Consider the following 16,839-nt stretch of genomic DNA (forward strand, 5'->3'; position numbering starts at 1 on the left):
AGATGCTCAACATGATGTTCGCTCGTTTTTCCCTGCTGGCCGTAGTGGTCGCGCTGGCCAGCGGCTGCGCCAACAACTCCCCTGTACTGGGCGGCAAGAACATTGGCTACGGCGACAGCAAGGCCGTTGAACTGGTCACCAACGAGTTCGGTTCCACCGACCTGCAGATGATCGCCGAAAGCATGACCCGCTCGCTGGCCCAGTCCGGCATCCTGCAGGGCCGTCCGGTGGTTCAGGTCTACGACGTGAAGAACAAGACCAGCGAGTACATCGATACCCGCGAGATCACCACCTCGATCAAGACCCAGCTGATGAAGACCGGCACCGCCCGCTTCGCCAGCGACAACAACCAGATGCAGAGCCAGGTCGACCAGCTCAAGCTGCAGAACCAGAGCGGCCTGTACAAGAAGAACACCGTGGCCAAGACCGGCAACATGATCGCTGCCAAATACCGCCTGGAAGGGTCGATCAGCTCGATCGTCAAGCGCAGCAGCGACTACAAGGACGTGTTCTACAAGTTCAGCCTGCAGCTGATCGACGTGGAAAGCGGCCTGGCCGAGTGGATGGACGAAAAAGAAATCCGCAAGACCACGGAGCGCTAAGCAATGCGTGCATGGATGGGCATCATCGGCCTGGCTTGCGCGTTCGGCGTGCAAGCGGCCCCCAAGGTAGCGGTCACCGACCTGGCTTATCAGGAGCGCGTGGAGCAGTACATCCACATGGTCTCGGCGAGCAGCAACTCGAATGCGAGCATGTACCACGCCAACGCGTCGTCCAGCTACAGCGAGTTCGAAAGCAGCCAGAGCTACATCGAGCAGACCGAGCTGCGCAAGTTCAGCGGTGACATCAAGGGCGAGATCCTCAAGTCCGGCATGTTCCAGTTGGTGCAGGGCACGCCGTACACGGCCAAGGCCAAGCAGGACGTGTATGACGTGATCGCGCGGATCAAGGCGGGCAACTACAAGGGCGCCGACTACGTACTGTTCGGCACCCTGTCGGATATCGACTTCCAGCGCGATATCACCTCGATCGACAACACCAACAGCTACTCGGCGATCCTGGGCCTGACCCTGGTGGCCGATTTCAGCCTGATCAACACCCGTACCTATGAGATCACCTCGGCGTTCACCGCCATGGGTGAAGGCCAGGACACCAAGCTGGTGAACAGCCAGGACGTGCGGGTCAGCCTGAACCGTCCGCGGGTGGTGCGTGAAGTGTCCAAGGAACTGGGCATGGATGTGGCCAGACAGCTCAAGGAGCAGCTGGTGGGTGTGATGCCGGATCAGGAACGTGCGCCGATGCGCAACAACCTGCCGCCGGATGAGCCGGCGCAGATCTTGCGCTGAGCATGCAAAAGGCGACCTTCGGGTCGCCTTTTTTATTGGGTGTCTGTGCTGGCCTCTTCGTCGGCAACGCCGGCTCCCACAAGAACAGTGGTGACCCGCGATGGAAGGCGCAGCCTTCCGGTCTTAGACCGGCGCCCGGCGAATGGTCGCCAGCAATGTCGCCGCACCCAGGAACAACCCGGCAAACGTGCGGTTCATGCGCCGCTGCTGCCGGGGTGTGCGCAACAGGCGCAGCACCCGCGCCGCCAACCCGGTATAACCCGCCATCACCAGCAGGTCCACCGCCACCATGGTGCCGGCGATCGTCAGGTACTGCGGCAGCAGCTCGGCATGCGGATTGATGAACTGCGGCAGCACCGCAAGCATGAAGATCAGCGCCTTGGGGTTGCTGACGTTGACCAGAAAACCACGGAACACCAGGCTCAGCGGCTTGCCGATGGGGCGTACCGTCGAGTCGTCGGCCAGGTCTGCCGGCAGCGCTCGCCACTGTTTCACGGCCAGGTAGATCAGGTAGGCAACGCCAAACCATTTGATGACCTGGAACGCAGTAGCCGAGGCAGCGAGTACCGCGCCCACGCCGGCGGCAATGATCGCGATCTGCATCACCAGCCCCAACTGCAGGCCCAGCGCGTTCCAGTAGCCGCGCCAGAAGCCGTACTGCAGACCGCAGGACATGGACGCAATGGCCCCCGCCCCCGGCGAAAGACTGATTACCCAACAGGCAGCAAAAAAAGCCAACCACGTTTCCAGCGACATCACACACCTCGGCCCGGACCCTTGTTCAAGGGTTCCACGCTAATGCGCCGCTGAAAAAATCACCACATTTTTTTGCAGCCGGTGTTCAGGCCCCGGGTTTCGGGCTTTCGCTTACCACGGCCAGGCCGTCCGAACCGCGCCAGCGGCGCACGCTCTTCTGGAAGAACTGGCTGTTGGGCACCTGCACCAGTGCGCCGCCCGCCTCGGGCAGTTCGACCAGGGTGGTGAACAGCAGGTTGATCGCGGTCACGCGGCCCTTGACCCCCGGCTTGTCGAGGGTCTCGACCAGCTCGACCACGTCGCCGATGCGAAACGGCCCCACGGTGAAGATCAGCACCGCGCAGAGCAGGTTGGACAGTACGCTCCACATCGCGAAGAAGGCCACCGCCGCCACCGCGACAAAGCCCGACAGGGCCGTCCACAGCACCGTGGCCGAAACACCCAGGCGCTCCAGCACGAAGATCAGCGCGCTGCCCATGATCAGCCAGCGCAAGCCGCCGCGCAGCGGCACCATCAGCTCCGGCGGCAACGGGTAACGCTCGCTCAGGCGAGTCAGGCAGCGCGCCACCAGGCGTTGCAGCAGGTACGCCGCGACCAGGATCAGCAGTATCTGCAGGCCCATCCAGAAGGGGCCGATCCACTCGACCGGCAGCAATCCCTGCATCGACTCCATCAGGACAACGCCTCCAGCTCGGCCTGCATGCTTTCAAGCACTTCGAGCGCTTGCATCCAGGCTTCTTCCAGCTCGCCTTCGCGCACCTTCAGCTTGGCCTGGCGGGCCAGCAGCTCGCGCAGCTCGTCCTTGCGCGCCGCTTCATACAGCGCGCTGTCGCTCAGGCTGGCATCGACCCCGGCCAGCTCTTCATGCAACTTGGCCAGCTCGGCTTCGAGCTTGTCGGCCTGGCGCTTGTGCGGGGCCAGTTGCTGGCGCAACGCCGCCGCAGCCTGGCGCTGGGCCTTCTTGTCGGTCTTGTCGGGGTTGACCGGTGTGGTGCTGACCGGGGCATTGCGCTGACGATACTCGACCAGCCAGCGGGTGTAGTCGTCGAGGTCGCCATCGAAGGTCTCGACCTTGCCGTCTGCCACCAGCAGGAAGTCGTCGGTGGTGCTCTTGAGCAGGTGACGGTCGTGGGACACCACCAGTACCGCGCCACTGAACTCCTGCAGGGCCATGGTCAGTGCCAGGCGCATCTCCAGGTCCAGGTGGTTGGTCGGTTCGTCGAGCAACAGCAGGTTGGGCCGCTCCCAGGCAATCAGCGCCAGGGCCAGGCGGGCCTTTTCGCCGCCGGAGAAGTTCAGCACCGGTTCGTCGATGCGCGCACCGCGAAAATCGAAACCGCCGAGGAAGTCGCGCAGGGTCTGCTCGCGCTCGGTGGGGGCCAGGCGCTGCAGGTGCAGCAGGGGGCTGGCCTTGCTGTCCAGCGAATCGAGCTGGTGCTGGGCAAAGTAGCCCACCACCAGGTTCTCGCCGCGCACCAGGCGTCCGGCCAGCGGCTCCAGCTCGCCGGCCAGGTTCTTGATCAGGGTCGACTTACCGGCGCCGTTGGGGCCCAGCAGGCCGATGCGCGCACCCGGGGTGAGCTGCAGCTTGACCTTCTCCAGCACGGTCTTGTCGCCATAGCCCAGGCGGGCTTCGGCAAGGTCGAGCAGCGGGCTGGAGATCTTCTCGGACTCGCGGAAGGTGAAGTCGAACGGCGAGTCGACATGCGCCGCCGAAAGCTCCTCCATGCGCTCCAGTGCCTTGATGCGGCTTTGTGCCTGGCGCGCCTTGGTGGCCTGGGCCTTGAACCGGGCGATGTACTTTTCCATGTGGGCGCGTTGCGCCTGCTGCTTCTCGTACGCCTGCTGCTGTTGCGCCAGGCGTTCGGCACGGGCGCGCTCGAAGGCGCTGTAGCCGCCGCGGTAGAGGGTCAGCTTGCACTGTTCCACGTGTGCCACGTGGTCGACCACGGCATCCAGGAAATCGCGGTCGTGGGAAATCAGCAGCAGCGTGCCGGGGTAGCTCTTGAGCCAGTCTTCAAGCCACAGGATCGCATCCAGGTCCAGGTGGTTGGTGGGCTCGTCGAGCAGCAGCAGGTCGCTGGGGCACATCAGTGCCTGGGCCAGGTTCAGGCGCATGCGCCAGCCGCCGGAGAAGTCGCCGACGCGCCGGTCCATCTGTTCGTTGCTGAAGCCCAGGCCGGCCAGTAGCTTGCGGGCGCGGGCATCGGCGGTATAACCGTCGGCGCTGTCGAGCTCCACATGCAGGCGGGCCAATGCATTGTTGTCGTGCGCGGCCTCGGCGGCTGCGAGCGCAGCCTGTACCTCGCGCAGGCGCACGTCGCCATCGAGCACGTAGTCCACCGCCAGGCGATCGAGGGTATCGACCTCCTGGCGCATGTGCGCGATGCGCCAGTCGCCGGGCAGCTGGCATTCGCCCGAATCGGGCGTGAGTTCACCGCGCAGCAAGGCGAACAGGCTGGATTTGCCGGCGCCGTTGGCACCGATCAGGCCGGCTTTCTGGCCGGCGTGCAGGGTCAACTCGGCGCCTTCTAGCAGGCGCTGGGGACCACGCTGTAAAGTGAGGTTCGAAAGTCTGATCATAATGGCCGCGGAGTCTACCAGCTTCGATGGCAACTGGCGCGAGTAGGACCATGCACACCGACCTGTGGAATTTCGCTCTGCACCTGTACGCCCGGCCGGGCGTGGAGGCTGCCTGCCTGGCCTTGCAGGACGAAGGGGCCGATGTGTGCCTTCTGCTGTGCGGGGCGTGGCTTGAAGCCGGCAGGGCCGGGGTGACCCCCGAGCGCGTACAGCACCTGCAACAGCTGGCCGCTGCCTGGCAGCAGCATGTGGTGACACCGCTGCGTCAACTGCGCCGGCAATGGCGTGCAGACGCGCAGCACGACCCGCAGCTGACGCACTTGCGCGAGCAGGTCAAGGCACTGGAACTGGAGGCGGAGCGAACATTGCTGGCGCGCCTGCAACAGGCTAGCGAAGGCTGGATGAATCAGGGTGTGGCAGGTGACTGGCTGGCCGTGCTGGCCCCCCAGGGCACCCGGCACCACGACGCGCTGCAGGTGCTGCGCGTCGTGGCGGTGGCGGATCAGGAAGCAGTCGAGGGCGACTGAGTCACTGGGGTCGTCACGGGTGCAGCGGCAGGCGAAGCAGCCGGTGCGGCCGTGGTGGCCGCAGCAGGTGCCGAAGTCGCCGGTTTGGCAGCAGCGGGTTTGGCGGCCGGCTTGGCGGGTGCGCGGGTAGCGGCGGGCTTGGCGGGGGCCTTGGCAGCAGCAGGCTTGGCAGCTGGCTTGGCCGGAGCCTTGGCAGCGGCGGGTTTGGCAGCTGGCTTGGCGGCTGCAGGTTTGGCAGGCGCCTTGGCCGCAGCAGGTTTGGCAGCTGGCTTGGCCGGAGCCTTGGCCGCAGCAGGTTTGGCAGCTGGCTTGGCGGGCGCCTTGGCAGCGGCAGGTTTGGCAGCTGGCTTGGCGGGGGCCTTGGCGGCTGCGGGTTTGGCAGCAGACCTTGCCGGAGCCTTGGCGGCTGCAGGTTTGGCAGCTGGCTTGGCCGGAGCCTTGGCAGCGGCTGGCTTGGCCGCGGCAGTTTTGGCCGCTGGCTTGGCGGCGGCTTTGGTAGCGGCTGGCTTGGCTGCAGCCTTGCGGGCCGGGGCCTTGGTGGCCGACTTGGCCGCTACCGGAGCAGCCTTGGCCGAACGCGAGGTCAGGGCCTTGGACGCTGCTTCCTGCACCTTGCCGACGCCTTGGGCGAGCTTCAGGCTTTCCTGCGCATCACGCTTGAGCTGCACGATGTACAGGCGGGTTTGCGACTGGCGATCCTTGAGCGAATCGAGCAGGGTTTCCAGTTCGCCTACGGCGCCCTTGGCCTTGTTCTGCGCCTTGTTCTTGCCGGCGACCGCAGCGTCCTGAAGTTTGAGACGCGACTTGTGAAGTTTTTCCTGCGCCTTGCCCCGTTGTTTTTCCAACTTGGCCAACAGTTTTTCAGCATCAGCCAGTGCTTGCGAGCAGGCACTTTCCAGATGCTCGAGCAAACTGCCCGAGAGTTGATGTAGCAGGTGTAATGGCGTACTGACTGGCTTCTTACTGGCCGACATGGCTTACCTCCTGGCTGACGAGAATGCGGCTCATACTAGACCTTCTGCTGCTACCGCCGCTAGGGCATGTTGACAGTAAGTAGGACGCCGCGTTGCATGCCTGGGCAAAGTTGTTATGGCTGCAGCTGCGCACAAGTGTAGATGCTGTTAAAAAGGCTGTCGGAATTTGCTCTATGCAAAGATTCATCCGGCCCTCACCATGCACTCAAACCACCTGGAGTGAGCCTGTGCCACGCTACCTGTTACTGCTCTTGCTGCTCGCCCTGCCCTGCGCATTCGCAGACACCACCGAGCCACCGGCAAGTGCTCACGACCTGTCCTATAGCGTCGGCGCCAGCCTGGGTGAACGGTTGCGCAACGAGATGCCCGAGCTGCAGCTCGATGCCTTGATCCAGGGGTTGCAACAGGCCTACGCGAACAAGCCCCTGGCAATCAGCCAGGCACGGCGCGAAGCGATTCTCAGCCAGCACGAGGCCCAGGCCAGCGAGGCCGCCGAGCAGTCGCAGGTGGAAATGCTGATGGCGGTGGAAACCCGTTTCATGGCCACCGAACGCGCCCGTGCCGGAGTACGAGAACTACCCGAAGGCGTACTGGTGACCGAACTGGTCAAGGGCAATGGTGCCTCACCCAGGGCCGATGGCCGGGTGCAGGTACGCTACGTCGGCAAGCTGCCCGATGGCAGCGTGTTCGACCAGAGCGAACAACCGCAGTGGTTCAGCCTCAAGAGTGTGATCGAGGGCTGGCAGGTGGCGTTGCCACAGATGGCTGTCGGGGCGAAATGGCGTGTGGTGATTCCGTCGGCCAAGTCCTACGGAGCCGATGGCGCAGGCGATCTGATTCCGCCGTTCACGCCACTGATCTTCGAGATCGAACTACTGGGGGTTGCCGACTGAATGTCGGCAACGGAGGAGACAGGGATCAGGCCTGGACGGCCTCTTCTTCCTTGTGCGCGTTGTGCAGCACTTCGATCAGGCAATCCTCAAGCTCGAAGCGCTCGTGGAGCAGGCTGCCCAGCTCGCTGAGCTTCTTGGCGAAGCGCTCCTGGTCGGTACAGTTGCCCTTGTCGCAGTGATCGTTGAAAGCCGACGCGATATCGGTAATGGCACTGATACGAGGGCTGATCTGCTTCGCCAGTTCCAGGCCCTTGTCATCTCCGAACGCCTTGGCTTCAGCCACCAACTGCTCACTGACCTCGAAGTGCCAGGCGGAGACGTAATCGACCAGTATCGCGCAGAAGCCGAGGTTCTTGTCCTTGTCCGCAAAAGCCGGTTTGGCATCGCGCAATGCGCGAAAGGCCGTGACCAGTTCGGCCCGCTCGTCCAGCCAGCGGTCAATCAGCTTGTGAACCCCACCCCAGCGTTCCTGAGCATTCTGACAACTATCTAACATGGCGGTGTCTTCCCTTCTGGGTCATGCCGCTGCGCCCCGTCGTGCGAGGTATGCACAACAAAGGGAGAAAGCAGCAGAACGGCATCGAGCAGCAGTGTTTTGGGTATGCGTGCAAGGGAGATTATTCCCGCGCGCCCTTGCCTTCAAGGTACGCAGGCGACAAGTTTCATACAAGTGTTTAATCGCCGCACCCGCGGCCATCGGTCGATTGCCTGGCCCCCGCCGGCAAGCGTCAGGGTTTCAATGACTTGCCCGTGGCCGCTGGCTGCACGTACAGCAGCCGCGCCAACGCCAGCGCCGCCAGCAGCAGGAAGGCCAGCAGGCTCCACTCCGGCAGGCTCAGGTCCAGAAAGCTCCAGGTGATCGACGCGCAATCGGCCGAACCGAGCAGCATGGCGTGCAGCACGTCGGCAAGGCTGCCTTGCTCGATGAGCGCACCGAGGGGCATCGAGCAGGCCTCACCCGCCGCCACCCCGCTGCCCTGCAACCAGATCTGGCGCACCGCCAGCAAGCCGCCCCCCAGCGCCAGGCCCAACGCCGCAGCCGCATAGCGACGTGCACCCGGCTGACCCGGTGCATGCAGGCGCGCGGCCAGGCAGACACCGGCAAACACAACCAGCAATACACGCTGGCTCTGGCACAGCGGGCAAGGCACCAGCCCTTTGGTGAATTCGAGGTAAAACGCACCGGCGAGAATCAGTAACGACGCGACGAAAGCCAGGGAGAACAATGAGCGCAAACAGGCCAATGGCATGGCAAGTCCAGGTGCGGGAAAGACATGTAACAACGGTAGAGGAAAATCGAGCCTTGTTTCAAGGCACGACAGGCGCGATAAATCGCTGAAACATAAGGGAAGTGTCGAAGAGTTGAGGTGGATATTTCCTCTGTAACTCAGCGAAAAGTTACCCACCCCCGCAACCAGCCAAACAGTACGGGTTTAACCTGGGGCTAAACCCGTACGACGTCAGGCCCGGACGGCTTCAGGCAGAGGCAAGGCCAGCAGGCGCTCATCCAACAGGCCCAGGCCCTCCTGAAACAGCTGGTTGCTGCGCTCGGTGTCGCCCAGGCCGGCCAGCAGACGGGCCAGCTCGGCGCAGGCCTCAGGGTTGCGCTGCCGGCGCAGGCTGTCTTCGAAGTAGTCGCGCGCCTTGCCCCACAGACGATTCTGCAGGCTCAGACGACCCAGGGTCAGCAACAGGCTGGGATCGTCCGGGTGCTGCTTGAGCCAGCCCTCGGCCGTCTGCAACTGACGCGCCGGGTCGCCGCCTCGCACCAGCCCGTACAGCCGGGCCAGGTGGCTTTCGTATTCGCGCTGCAGGGCCGTACGCAGGACCTTCTCGGCGTCGCTTTCGGCGCCCAGCTGGCGCAGTTGCTCGGCATACGCCAGCACCAGTTGCGGCTCCTGGCGTTGTGCCGAGGTCAGTTGCTGCCAGGCACGTTCAAGGGACTGCTGTGCGGTCTGGTCGTCCTGCTCGCGGCGTGCGGCCAGGCTCAGGTTTTCGCCCCAGGCCCGCCGCTCCAGCTCGGCCAGTTCCGCGGCAGACAACACCTTGTCCTTGCGCAGCTCCGGCAGCAGGCGGATCACCGCGCTCCAGTCGCCACGCTGCTGGTACAGACGCTGCAACTGGCGCAGCACCTGCACGTTGTGCGGGTGGCGCTCGTGCATCGCCTGCAGGGTCACCAACGCTGCCTCGGTGTCGCCGCGGTCGACCTGCAACTGCGCGTGGGTCAGGGCGATGGCCAGCTCGGCTTGCGGCTGGCGCTCCAGGGCACGTTCCAGCAGGTTGTCGCTGTCCTCGGTGCGCCCCAGCTCGTTGGCAGCGCGGGCCGCCCCGAGGTAATAGAGCAGCGGCTGGCGTTCGGCCTCGGCAGCGCGATGCAGATGGCGCTGGGCACTGGCCCAGCGGCCCTCGGCCAGGTCCAGTTGCCCCTGCTCGATGGCCAGGCGTGTACGCCGGCTGCGGTTGCGCCGCGACCATGGGTTGACCACCCCGCCCGAGGTGAACACCAGGCCCAGCACGAAGCGCACCATCAGCACCACGAGCACCACGGCCAGCAGCAGGGCCAGGGTCGCCCACAGGCTCGACTCGTAGCGGAAGCTGTCGTAGGCGATCAGCACGTATCCGCTATGCCGGGCCACGGCGATACCCAGCAGGGTCGCGGCGACGATCGCCACCACCACCCACAGGTAGGCACGTTTCATGGGGTGCCCTCCTCATGACCTTGTGCCGCCGGCTGGCGCGTGATCGATTCTTCGGCGGGCAGGTGGCGACGCTCGAGGTAGGCCTGGACCGCACCGAGGCTGTCGGCCAGGTCCGGCGTCACTACCGACACCGGCTCGTTCGCCACCGCGTTGAGCTGTTCGAGCATCGACTGGCTCTGCTCGTTGTCGTGGTTGAAGTTGGCCAGCAGCACGCTGCGCGCTTCATCCAGCGCCTGGGCATAGACCTTCGGCTCGCCGTTGAGCGCGGCCCACTGCGCCTGCTCCAGGGTCAGGCTCAGGGCCAGGCGCACCTGGTTCAGGGCCTGGCCGGCCAGCAACGGCTTGACGTTCTTGTCGGCATTGAAATCGATACGGAAGTAGCGCGACAGCTGCGCCCACCACTGTGACCAGCGGCTGGCACCGTCGCCGTCGGCAGCCAGGCCGAACAGCGGTTCGCCGCCTTCTTCGAATTCGGGGGCCATGGCGGTGAGCTGCACTACCTGCTCGCGCAGCGCGGCCAGCTTGAGGAACAGCCCGGTGCGGTCCGGTTGCTTGACGCTGTTCAGGGTGGCCAGGCTGCGTGCCAGCTGTTCGCGGGCAGCGAACGAGGCCGGGTCGCTCTGCTCGCGCAGGATCTGGTCGGCGCCTTCGACCAGCGCCCGAGCGCTGGTGATGTCCTGCAATGCCGACAGGCGCAGGCTGGCCAGGCGCAGCAGGTGCTCGGCCTCGGCCAGGCGCCAGTCCTTGCGGCTGGCACCGAGCACGGTCTCCAGGCGCTGGCTCAGACGTTGCTGGTCGCCCTGCAATTGCGCCACCAGGCGCCGGCGCTCTTCGAGCTCGGCGGCCGGTGGCAGGTCGGCCAGGCGTGACGACAGTCGCTGCTCGCCCTGCTGCAAGGCCTGGGCCTGGGCATTCAAGGCCTGCAATTGTTCGCTCTGGAGCTGGTTGGCGCCCTGCAGGTGGCGCACCTGCCAGACACCCCAGCCACCGATTGCGACACCTGCCGCACCCAGCAGCAGGGCGAACAGTGCCAGACCGGTGCCGGCCCGCTTGGCAGGGGCGGCGGGCGTTTGCGCGGGCGCTTCTGGCGCCGGCTGCAGATCATCGTTGGGCAAGGCAGTTTCGCTCACGTATCCATCCTTTGCATTGGGGCACCTCGCCAGACAGCTTAGCGCCTTAGGAGGCGGGCGCAGGGGTTTCCTGCAACGCCGCCAGCAAAGCCGTGGCACTGGCACCACGGCAATCCACTACATTCTGTGCGCCAGCGGCGCGGGCCTGCTCGGCAACACGCGGGCTCGGCACGAACAGCGGCCACGCGGCCAGTCGCGACCAGTCGCTGCCAGCCAGCTGGCGCAGGTGTTCAAGACCCTGCCCACTGCTGACCACCACGCCGTTCAGGCGTTCCGCATCGATGCGTCGCATCAGCGTGCCGACCGGGTACTCGGGCAGGCAGCGGCGGTACAGGGGCAGATAATCGACACTAGCACCCTGCGCGGTCAATCGCTCGGCCAACAGCTCGCGACCGTCTTCGCCACGCATGATCAGAAAGCGCGGCTGGGGCTGTGCGAAAACTTCCTGCAGCCGGGTCAGTTGCAGCAGGGCTTCGCTGTCATCCCCCTGTGGCGGGAAGTGCACTTCGCAGCCATGGGCCTGCAGGATCGCGGCGGTAGCCGCCCCCACCGTGAACCACGGCAGGGCCGGCGTGCGGGGCCAGTACTGGTCGAGCAGGGCCAGGCCGAGCCGGGCTGCCGGCTTGCTGACCACGATGACCGCAGCATAGTCGGCCAGGCCGAGCACGGTGCTGCGCTGCGCATCGGTCACCGGCAGCGCTTCGATCTCGAGCAGCGGCAGGCTGCTGCCGAACACCCCGGCCTGGGCCAGGGTCGCGGCCAGTGCCGCGCAGTCGTCGGCCGGCCGGGTCAGCAGCAGGCGCCAGCCGTTCACGGGTGACCGGCCTCGCCATATACCGCCTTGAGAATGTCTTCGGCGCCCTGGTTCAGCAGGTCTTCGGCGACGCGTACACCCAGTGCATCCGCGTCTGCGCGCGGTGCACGTGCCTCGGCGCTGAGCAACAGGCCGCCGGCCGGTTCGCCCACCAGGCCGCGCAACCACAGCTGCTCGCCCTCGAGCACGGCGTAACAGGCGATCGGTACCTGGCAGCCGCCGTTGAGGTGCTTGTTCATGGCTCGTTCGGCCACCACGCGGTCAGCCGTATCGGCGTGGTGCAGCGGCGCGAGCAAGGCATGGATTTCGGCGTCGGTGGTGCGGCACTCGATGCCTACCGCGCCCTGGCCACCGGCTGGCAGGCTGTCGTCGACGCTGATGCTGGCGGTGATGCGGTCTTCGAAACCGAGGCGGATCAAACCGGCAGCCGCCAGGATGATCGCGTCGTACTCGCCGGCATCGAGCTTGGCCAGGCGGGTGTTGACGTTGCCGCGCAGGAAGCGGATCTCGAGGTCGGGGCGGCGGGTCAGCAACTGCGCCTGGCGACGCAGGCTGGAGGTGCCGACAATGGCGCCTGCCGGCAGTGCATCGAGGCTGGCATAGGTGTTGGAGACAAAGGCATCGCGCGGGTCTTCGCGTTCGCAGATGCAGAACAGGCCCAGGCCTTCGGGGAAGTCCATCGGCACGTCTTTCATCGAGTGCACGGCGATGTCGGCTTCCTGCTCCAGCAACGCGGTTTCCAGCTCCTTGACGAACAGGCCCTTGCCGCCGATCTTCGACAGCGGCGAGTCGAGCAGCTTGTCGCCGCGGCTGACCATCGGCACCAGGGTCACCACCAGGCCGGGGTGTGCCTGTTCGAGGCGGGCTTTTACATAGTCGGCCTGCCACAGGGCAAGGGCACTTTTGCGCGTGGCAATGCGGATTTCACGAGTGGACATGGATCGATCCGTACGAGATAGATGCGCGGGATGATAACAGCTCAATCCGGGCTGCTAGCAGATCTATGTCAGTGGAGGGGTCGACCGTCCCTGGTCAAGCAGTGCTCCCGCCCCGCCCTAAAGCTGCTGCATCATCTTGCGTACGCCGGCCACATGGCGGCGGCTGACAATCAGGGCATCGCCATTGAGGCCCTTGAGAAAAAGCTGGAAATGCCCCAGCGGCGTGCGCTGCAGGCGTTCGATACGGTCGCGGGCCACCAGCGCGTTACGGTGGATACGCACGAAGCGCTCGCCGAACTCGTCTTCCAGAGCCTTGAGCGGTTCGTCCAGCAGCACCTCGCCGCCCTCATGACGCAAGGTCACGTACTTGTGATCGGCGATGAAGTAGATCACCTGGTCGATGGGAATCAGCTCGATGCCCTTGCGGGTCCTGGCGCTGATGTGGCTGCGCGGCCCGTTGCCGCTTTCGGCGCCGGGGCGGGTCAGCGCCGCCAGCTGCACGCGGTTCGGGCGCTCGGCCTTGCGCAGCGCGTCGCGCAGGGCATCGGCCTGAACCGGCTTGAGCAGATGGCCCAGGGTGCTGTCCTTGAACGCCTGCACGGTGAATTCGTCATCCCCCGTACAGAACACCACGGCCGGTGGCGCTTCGCGCTCGCACAACCGGGCCGCCACCTGCAGCCCGTCCATGCCGGGCATGCGGATGTCGAGCAGGACCACCTCGGGCTTGAGGCTGTCGATCAATGCCAGGGCCTCTTCGCCATTGGTGGCGCTGGGCTCCAGCACGGTATAGCCCTCCAGCTCGCCGAGCATTCGGCTCAGGCGTTCCCGGGCTTGGGGTTCGTCATCAACGATCAGGACATTCATATAGCGCTGGATTCCTGCGTGAGTCTCGCACAAGGATAGCGTAGACAGGTGAAGTGACGACCGTCACGGCGATCCACGCTCAGACTCGCACGAGGGCTAAAGATTCACTGGGAGGGCGAAACCTGCCAATCCTCTGTCCAACTGTAGACGGTTGCAGGCACGCTGCCGTTCAATCGATAAATATCCTTTTGCATCGCCCCTGTCGTGGCCCCCGGCTGCGACACAAACCCGCAGTTGCGCCGACCGCCGAGCCCCGTGAGCCCCGGCAACCCTGCTATCATCTGCGCCACTTTTTCCGTTCACGCCTTACACGAGTGAATCCATGAGCACCGACAAGACCAACCAGTCCTGGGGCGGCCGTTTCAGCGAGCCGGTCGACGCCTTCGTCGCCCGCTTCACCGCCTCCGTCACCTTCGACCAGCGCCTGTACCGCCACGACATCATGGGTTCGATCGCCCACGCCACCATGCTGGCCAAGGTCGGCGTGCTCACCGATGCCGAGCGCGACAGCATCATCGACGGCCTGACCACCATCCAGGGCGAAATCGAGGCCGGCAACTTCGACTGGCGCATCGACCTCGAAGACGTGCACATGAACATCGAGGCACGCCTGACCGACCGCATCGGCATCACCGGCAAGAAGCTGCACACCGGGCGCAGCCGCAACGACCAGGTGGCCACCGACATCCGCCTGTGGCTGCGCGACGAGATCGACCTGATCCTGGCCGAGATCACCCGCCTGCAAAAAGGCCTGCTGGAGCAGGCCGAGCGCGAAGCCGACACCATCATGCCGGGCTTCACCCACCTGCAGACCGCCCAGCCGGTGACCTTCGGGCATCATCTGCTGGCCTGGTTCGAAATGCTCAGCCGCGACTACGAGCGCCTGGTGGACTGCCGCAAGCGCACCAACCGCATGCCGTTGGGCAGCGCCGCACTGGCCGGTACCACCTACCCGATCGACCGTGAACTGACCTGCTCGCTGCTGGGCTTCGAAGCGGTGGGCGGCAACTCGCTGGACGGCGTGTCCGACCGTGACTTCGCCATCGAATTCTGCGCGGCGGCCAGCATCGCGATGATGCACCTGTCGCGCTTTTCCGAAGAGCTGGTGCTGTGGACCAGCGCGCAGTTCCAGTTCATCGACCTGCCGGACCGCTTCTGCACCGGCAGCTCGATCATGCCGCAGAAAAAGAACCCCGACGTCCCCGAGCTGGTACGCGGCAAGACCGGCCGCGTGTTCGGCGCCCTGACTGGCCTGCTGACCCTGATGAAGGGCCAGCCGCTGGCCTACAACAAGGACAACCAGGAAGACAAGGAACCGCTGTTCGATGCCGCCGATACCCTGCGCGATTCGCTGCGGGCATTTGCCGACATGATCCCGGCGATCAAGCCAAAGCACGCGATCATGCGCGAAGCCGCGCTGCGCGGGTTCTCCACCGCCACCGACCTGGCTGATTACCTGGTACGCCGCGGCCTGCCGTTCCGTGATTGCCACGAGATCGTCGGCCACGCGGTGAAGTACGGCGTGGACACCGGCAAGGACCTGGCCGAGATGAGCCTGGACGAACTGCGCCAGTTCAGCGACCAGATCGAGCAGGACGTGTTTGCCGTGCTGACCCTGGAAGGCTCGGTGAACGTGCGCAACCACATCGGCGGCACCGCACCGGCCCAGGTACGTGCAGCCGTGGCCCGCGGCCAGGCACTGCTGGCCAGCCGCTGAGGCATTCGCCAGGCCCGCCTGGCGGGCCTGGCTGCGCTGAAGTCAGCGCTTGCCGGTACGCACCATTTCGAGGAAGGCCGGCATCTGGGCTTCCTTGTCTGCGGCGTTTCTCTGCACGTTGGGGTTCTGCTTGAAGTGTTCGAGCAGGGCCTTGGCCTGCGGGAAGTCCGCCAGCACATCCATGTCGAACACCTTCTTGCCCACCGCATACGCCAGGTCGACGCTGTAGCAGAACAGGATGTCCGCCAGGGTCATCTGCTCGCCCGCCACATAGGGAGCGAAGGCACCGTTGCGCTTGAGGGCGGCAAGACCCGCCAGCAGCTCGGCCTTGGCCTTTTGCTTGATGGCCGGGTCCACCTGGGCACCGAAGAATGCCTCGGGGTAGCAGGCTCGGGCCGGCAGCTCGATGTACAGCTCGATCTCCTTGGCCAGTTCGCGCACCTTGGCCTGGGCGAACACGCCCTGGGGCAGCAGCGCCTTGCCGGGCTGGGTCTGCTCGATATAGTCAAGGATCAGGTTGGTCTCACTGAGAAAGCCGTGCTCGGTCTCCAGCACCGGCACCTTGCCGCAGGGGCTGATCTTCAGTGATGCGGGGCCGGGGCCGCCGAAAAACAGCACCTCTTCGAAGGGCACGCCCTTTTCCAGCAGCGCCAGTTTGACCATGTTGTAGTAGTTGCTGACTGCAAAACCGTGAAGCTTGAGCATGAAACATGCCTCCAGGCCGAAAGGGGTTGGCCTGGCCTTTATAGACGCTACCGCAGGCACTGACCAGCATCATGCAGTTGCTCGATAGCCAGGCATTGGCGTGCACTGCATGGCAAACTGGATGCCCATTCCGAGGAGAGCGCCCATGAGCGAGCCCACCGATATCGACAATGACGAAGAAGCGTTCGCCGAATCGACCCTGATCCAGGCCATCGAGAACCAGATCGAGAGCGACAACCCGCCAGCGGCCAAGGCCACGTTCAACAAGCTGACGCTGGTGGGCTACGAGCGCGAGGACATCCTCAACCTGATGGCCCACGTGCTGGCCTGCGAGATCGACGCCATGCTCGAGGACGACCGAGCGTTCGATACGCAGTGGTACGAAACCGCCCTGCGTGCGCTGCCTGAGTTGCCACCCGAAAAGGACTGAAGCAATTACCGGCTGGCGTGGCTACACTGCAACTTCATGTACCCCTGCAAGGGTGCTGCCCTCCACTTCAGGAAAGTCCGGAGTATCTATGTCGTTTACCCCCGAGCTGATTGCCGAACTGGAAATACTCGCGCTGTTCAACCTGGACAGCACGCAGGAAGGACTGAAAGTCCATGCCACCGCAGCACCCCAGGCGATTGCCGCCGCCAAGCGCCTGTTCTTCAAGGAACTGATCACCCAGGAAAACGGCGGCTACCTGACCCCGCTGGGCCGCGATGCGGCGCAGAACGTACAGCAGTTGCTGATCATCCTGAACACGGTCGCCGAGCCGGCTTGAGAGCTTCGCTGAAGCCTTCGCCGGCAAGGCCGGCTCCTGCAGATCGGTACAGGAGCCGGCCTTGCCGGCGAAGGCCACACCCGGTCAATACGTCAGGCGCTGACAAAATGGCGCCAGAAATCAAAT

Annotated in this window: 19 protein-coding genes and 1 pseudogene; 7 read left to right on the top strand and 13 right to left on the bottom strand. The window is 64.8% G+C overall.

The genetic code is table 11. The annotated features are described in order from the left end of the window. Positions 1-14 precede the first annotated feature (14 nt). Both lpoB and NJH59_RS01535 read left to right on the top strand, forming a co-directional pair. Positions 15-602 carry a penicillin-binding protein activator LpoB gene (gene lpoB, locus NJH59_RS01530; protein WP_043863467.1) on the top strand — a complete coding sequence of 196 codons (588 nt, stop codon included), beginning with the start codon at positions 15-17 and terminating at the stop codon, positions 600-602. Positions 603-605: 3 nt separating this feature from the next. Continuing rightward, positions 606-1,346 carry a hypothetical protein gene (locus tag NJH59_RS01535; protein ID WP_043863381.1) on the top strand — a complete coding sequence of 247 codons (741 nt, stop codon included), beginning with the start codon at positions 606-608 and terminating at the stop codon, positions 1,344-1,346. 123 nt (positions 1,347-1,469) lie between these two features. On the opposite strand, the gene NJH59_RS01540 is transcribed toward NJH59_RS01535, so the two are convergent. The 3 genes from NJH59_RS01540 to NJH59_RS01550 all read right to left on the bottom strand — a co-directional run bounded on the left by NJH59_RS01540 (position 1,470) and on the right by NJH59_RS01550 (position 4,685). Beyond that, a complete protein-coding gene (locus tag NJH59_RS01540; protein WP_043863380.1) occupies positions 1,470-2,102 on the bottom strand; it encodes a LysE family transporter in 633 nt (210 codons plus the stop codon). An 85-nt stretch (positions 2,103-2,187) separates the two neighbouring features. Continuing rightward, positions 2,188-2,775: a mechanosensitive ion channel family protein gene (locus tag NJH59_RS01545; protein ID WP_043863379.1), complete on the bottom strand. Its 588-nt coding sequence runs from the start codon at positions 2,773-2,775 to the stop codon at positions 2,188-2,190. Then, the gene (locus tag NJH59_RS01550; protein ID WP_058541744.1) at positions 2,775-4,685 is read right to left on the bottom strand and encodes an ATP-binding cassette domain-containing protein; all 1,911 of its coding nucleotides are present in this window, start codon (positions 4,683-4,685) and stop codon (positions 2,775-2,777) included. Before NJH59_RS01550 ends, NJH59_RS01545 begins: the two co-directional genes overlap by 1 nt. A 50-nt stretch (positions 4,686-4,735) precedes the next feature. On the opposite strand from NJH59_RS01550, the gene NJH59_RS01555 reads away from it, so the two are divergent. Continuing rightward, positions 4,736-5,212, top strand: a complete 477-nt coding sequence (locus NJH59_RS01555) for a TIGR02444 family protein (protein WP_058541743.1) — start codon at positions 4,736-4,738, stop codon at positions 5,210-5,212. Here NJH59_RS01555 and NJH59_RS01560 read toward each other — a convergent pair. Next, complete coding sequence (locus NJH59_RS01560; RefSeq protein ID WP_078480670.1) at positions 5,188-6,186, bottom strand: AlgP family protein; 999 nt, start codon at positions 6,184-6,186, stop codon at positions 5,188-5,190. The genes NJH59_RS01555 and NJH59_RS01560 overlap by 25 nt on opposite strands. Before the next feature lie 227 nt (positions 6,187-6,413). Here NJH59_RS01560 and NJH59_RS01565 point away from each other — a divergent pair, with 227 nt between their 5' ends. After that, positions 6,414-7,079, top strand: a complete 666-nt coding sequence (locus tag NJH59_RS01565; protein WP_253086258.1) for an FKBP-type peptidyl-prolyl cis-trans isomerase — start codon at positions 6,414-6,416, stop codon at positions 7,077-7,079. Positions 7,080-7,104: 25 nt separating this feature from the next. Here the strand turns inward: NJH59_RS01565 and NJH59_RS01570 are convergent, their stop codons facing one another. The 8 genes and pseudogenes from NJH59_RS01570 to NJH59_RS01605 form a co-directional block, all read right to left on the bottom strand. After that, positions 7,105-7,575, bottom strand: a complete 471-nt coding sequence (locus NJH59_RS01570; protein ID WP_043863375.1) for an Rsd/AlgQ family anti-sigma factor — start codon at positions 7,573-7,575, stop codon at positions 7,105-7,107. Positions 7,576-7,807: 232 nt separating this feature from the next. Further along, positions 7,808-8,329 carry a disulfide bond formation protein B gene (locus tag NJH59_RS01575; protein ID WP_043863374.1) on the bottom strand — a complete coding sequence of 174 codons (522 nt, stop codon included), beginning with the start codon at positions 8,327-8,329 and terminating at the stop codon, positions 7,808-7,810. 210 nt (positions 8,330-8,539) lie between these two features. Next, a complete protein-coding gene (locus NJH59_RS01580) occupies positions 8,540-9,778 on the bottom strand; it encodes a heme biosynthesis HemY N-terminal domain-containing protein (RefSeq protein WP_058541740.1) in 1,239 nt (412 codons plus the stop codon). Further along, complete coding sequence (locus NJH59_RS01585; protein WP_043863372.1) at positions 9,775-10,908, bottom strand: uroporphyrinogen-III C-methyltransferase; 1,134 nt, start codon at positions 10,906-10,908, stop codon at positions 9,775-9,777. The genes NJH59_RS01580 and NJH59_RS01585 overlap by 4 nt, the downstream gene beginning before the upstream one ends. Before the next feature lie 46 nt (positions 10,909-10,954). After that, positions 10,955-11,722 carry a uroporphyrinogen-III synthase gene (locus tag NJH59_RS01590; RefSeq protein WP_253086259.1) on the bottom strand — a complete coding sequence of 256 codons (768 nt, stop codon included), beginning with the start codon at positions 11,720-11,722 and terminating at the stop codon, positions 10,955-10,957. After that, complete coding sequence (gene hemC, locus NJH59_RS01595; RefSeq protein WP_043863370.1) at positions 11,719-12,660, bottom strand: hydroxymethylbilane synthase; 942 nt, start codon at positions 12,658-12,660, stop codon at positions 11,719-11,721. Before hemC ends, NJH59_RS01590 begins: the two co-directional genes overlap by 4 nt. Positions 12,661-12,777: 117 nt before the next feature. Further along, complete coding sequence (locus NJH59_RS01600; protein WP_043863369.1) at positions 12,778-13,524, bottom strand: LytTR family DNA-binding domain-containing protein; 747 nt, start codon at positions 13,522-13,524, stop codon at positions 12,778-12,780. Then, positions 13,521-13,628: pseudogene (locus NJH59_RS01605) on the bottom strand (sensor histidine kinase); the annotation flags it as partial. The pseudogene NJH59_RS01605 and the gene NJH59_RS01600, both read right to left, overlap by 4 nt. Before the next feature lie 218 nt (positions 13,629-13,846). Between NJH59_RS01605 and argH the strand changes: the two are divergent. Beyond that, positions 13,847-15,241, top strand: a complete 1,395-nt coding sequence (gene argH, locus NJH59_RS01610; RefSeq protein WP_253086260.1) for an argininosuccinate lyase — start codon at positions 13,847-13,849, stop codon at positions 15,239-15,241. A 42-nt stretch (positions 15,242-15,283) separates the two neighbouring features. Here the strand turns inward: argH and NJH59_RS01615 are convergent, their stop codons facing one another. Beyond that, entirely contained in the window at positions 15,284-15,946 is a 663-nt protein-coding gene (locus NJH59_RS01615) for a glutathione S-transferase (RefSeq protein WP_253086261.1), read from the bottom strand. Positions 15,947-16,091: 145 nt separating this feature from the next. On the opposite strand from NJH59_RS01615, the gene NJH59_RS01620 reads away from it, so the two are divergent. Continuing rightward, positions 16,092-16,376 (top strand): hypothetical protein, encoded by a 285-nt coding sequence (locus NJH59_RS01620; protein WP_253086262.1) that lies wholly within the window; start codon positions 16,092-16,094, stop codon positions 16,374-16,376. Positions 16,377-16,464: 88 nt separating this feature from the next. Then, complete coding sequence (locus NJH59_RS01625; protein ID WP_253086263.1) at positions 16,465-16,713, top strand: TIGR02647 family protein; 249 nt, start codon at positions 16,465-16,467, stop codon at positions 16,711-16,713. Positions 16,714-16,839 lie beyond the last annotated feature (126 nt).

Source organism: Pseudomonas sp. VE 267-6A, assembly GCF_024126555.1.
Lineage (GTDB): Bacteria > Pseudomonadota > Gammaproteobacteria > Pseudomonadales > Pseudomonadaceae > Aquipseudomonas > Aquipseudomonas palmensis.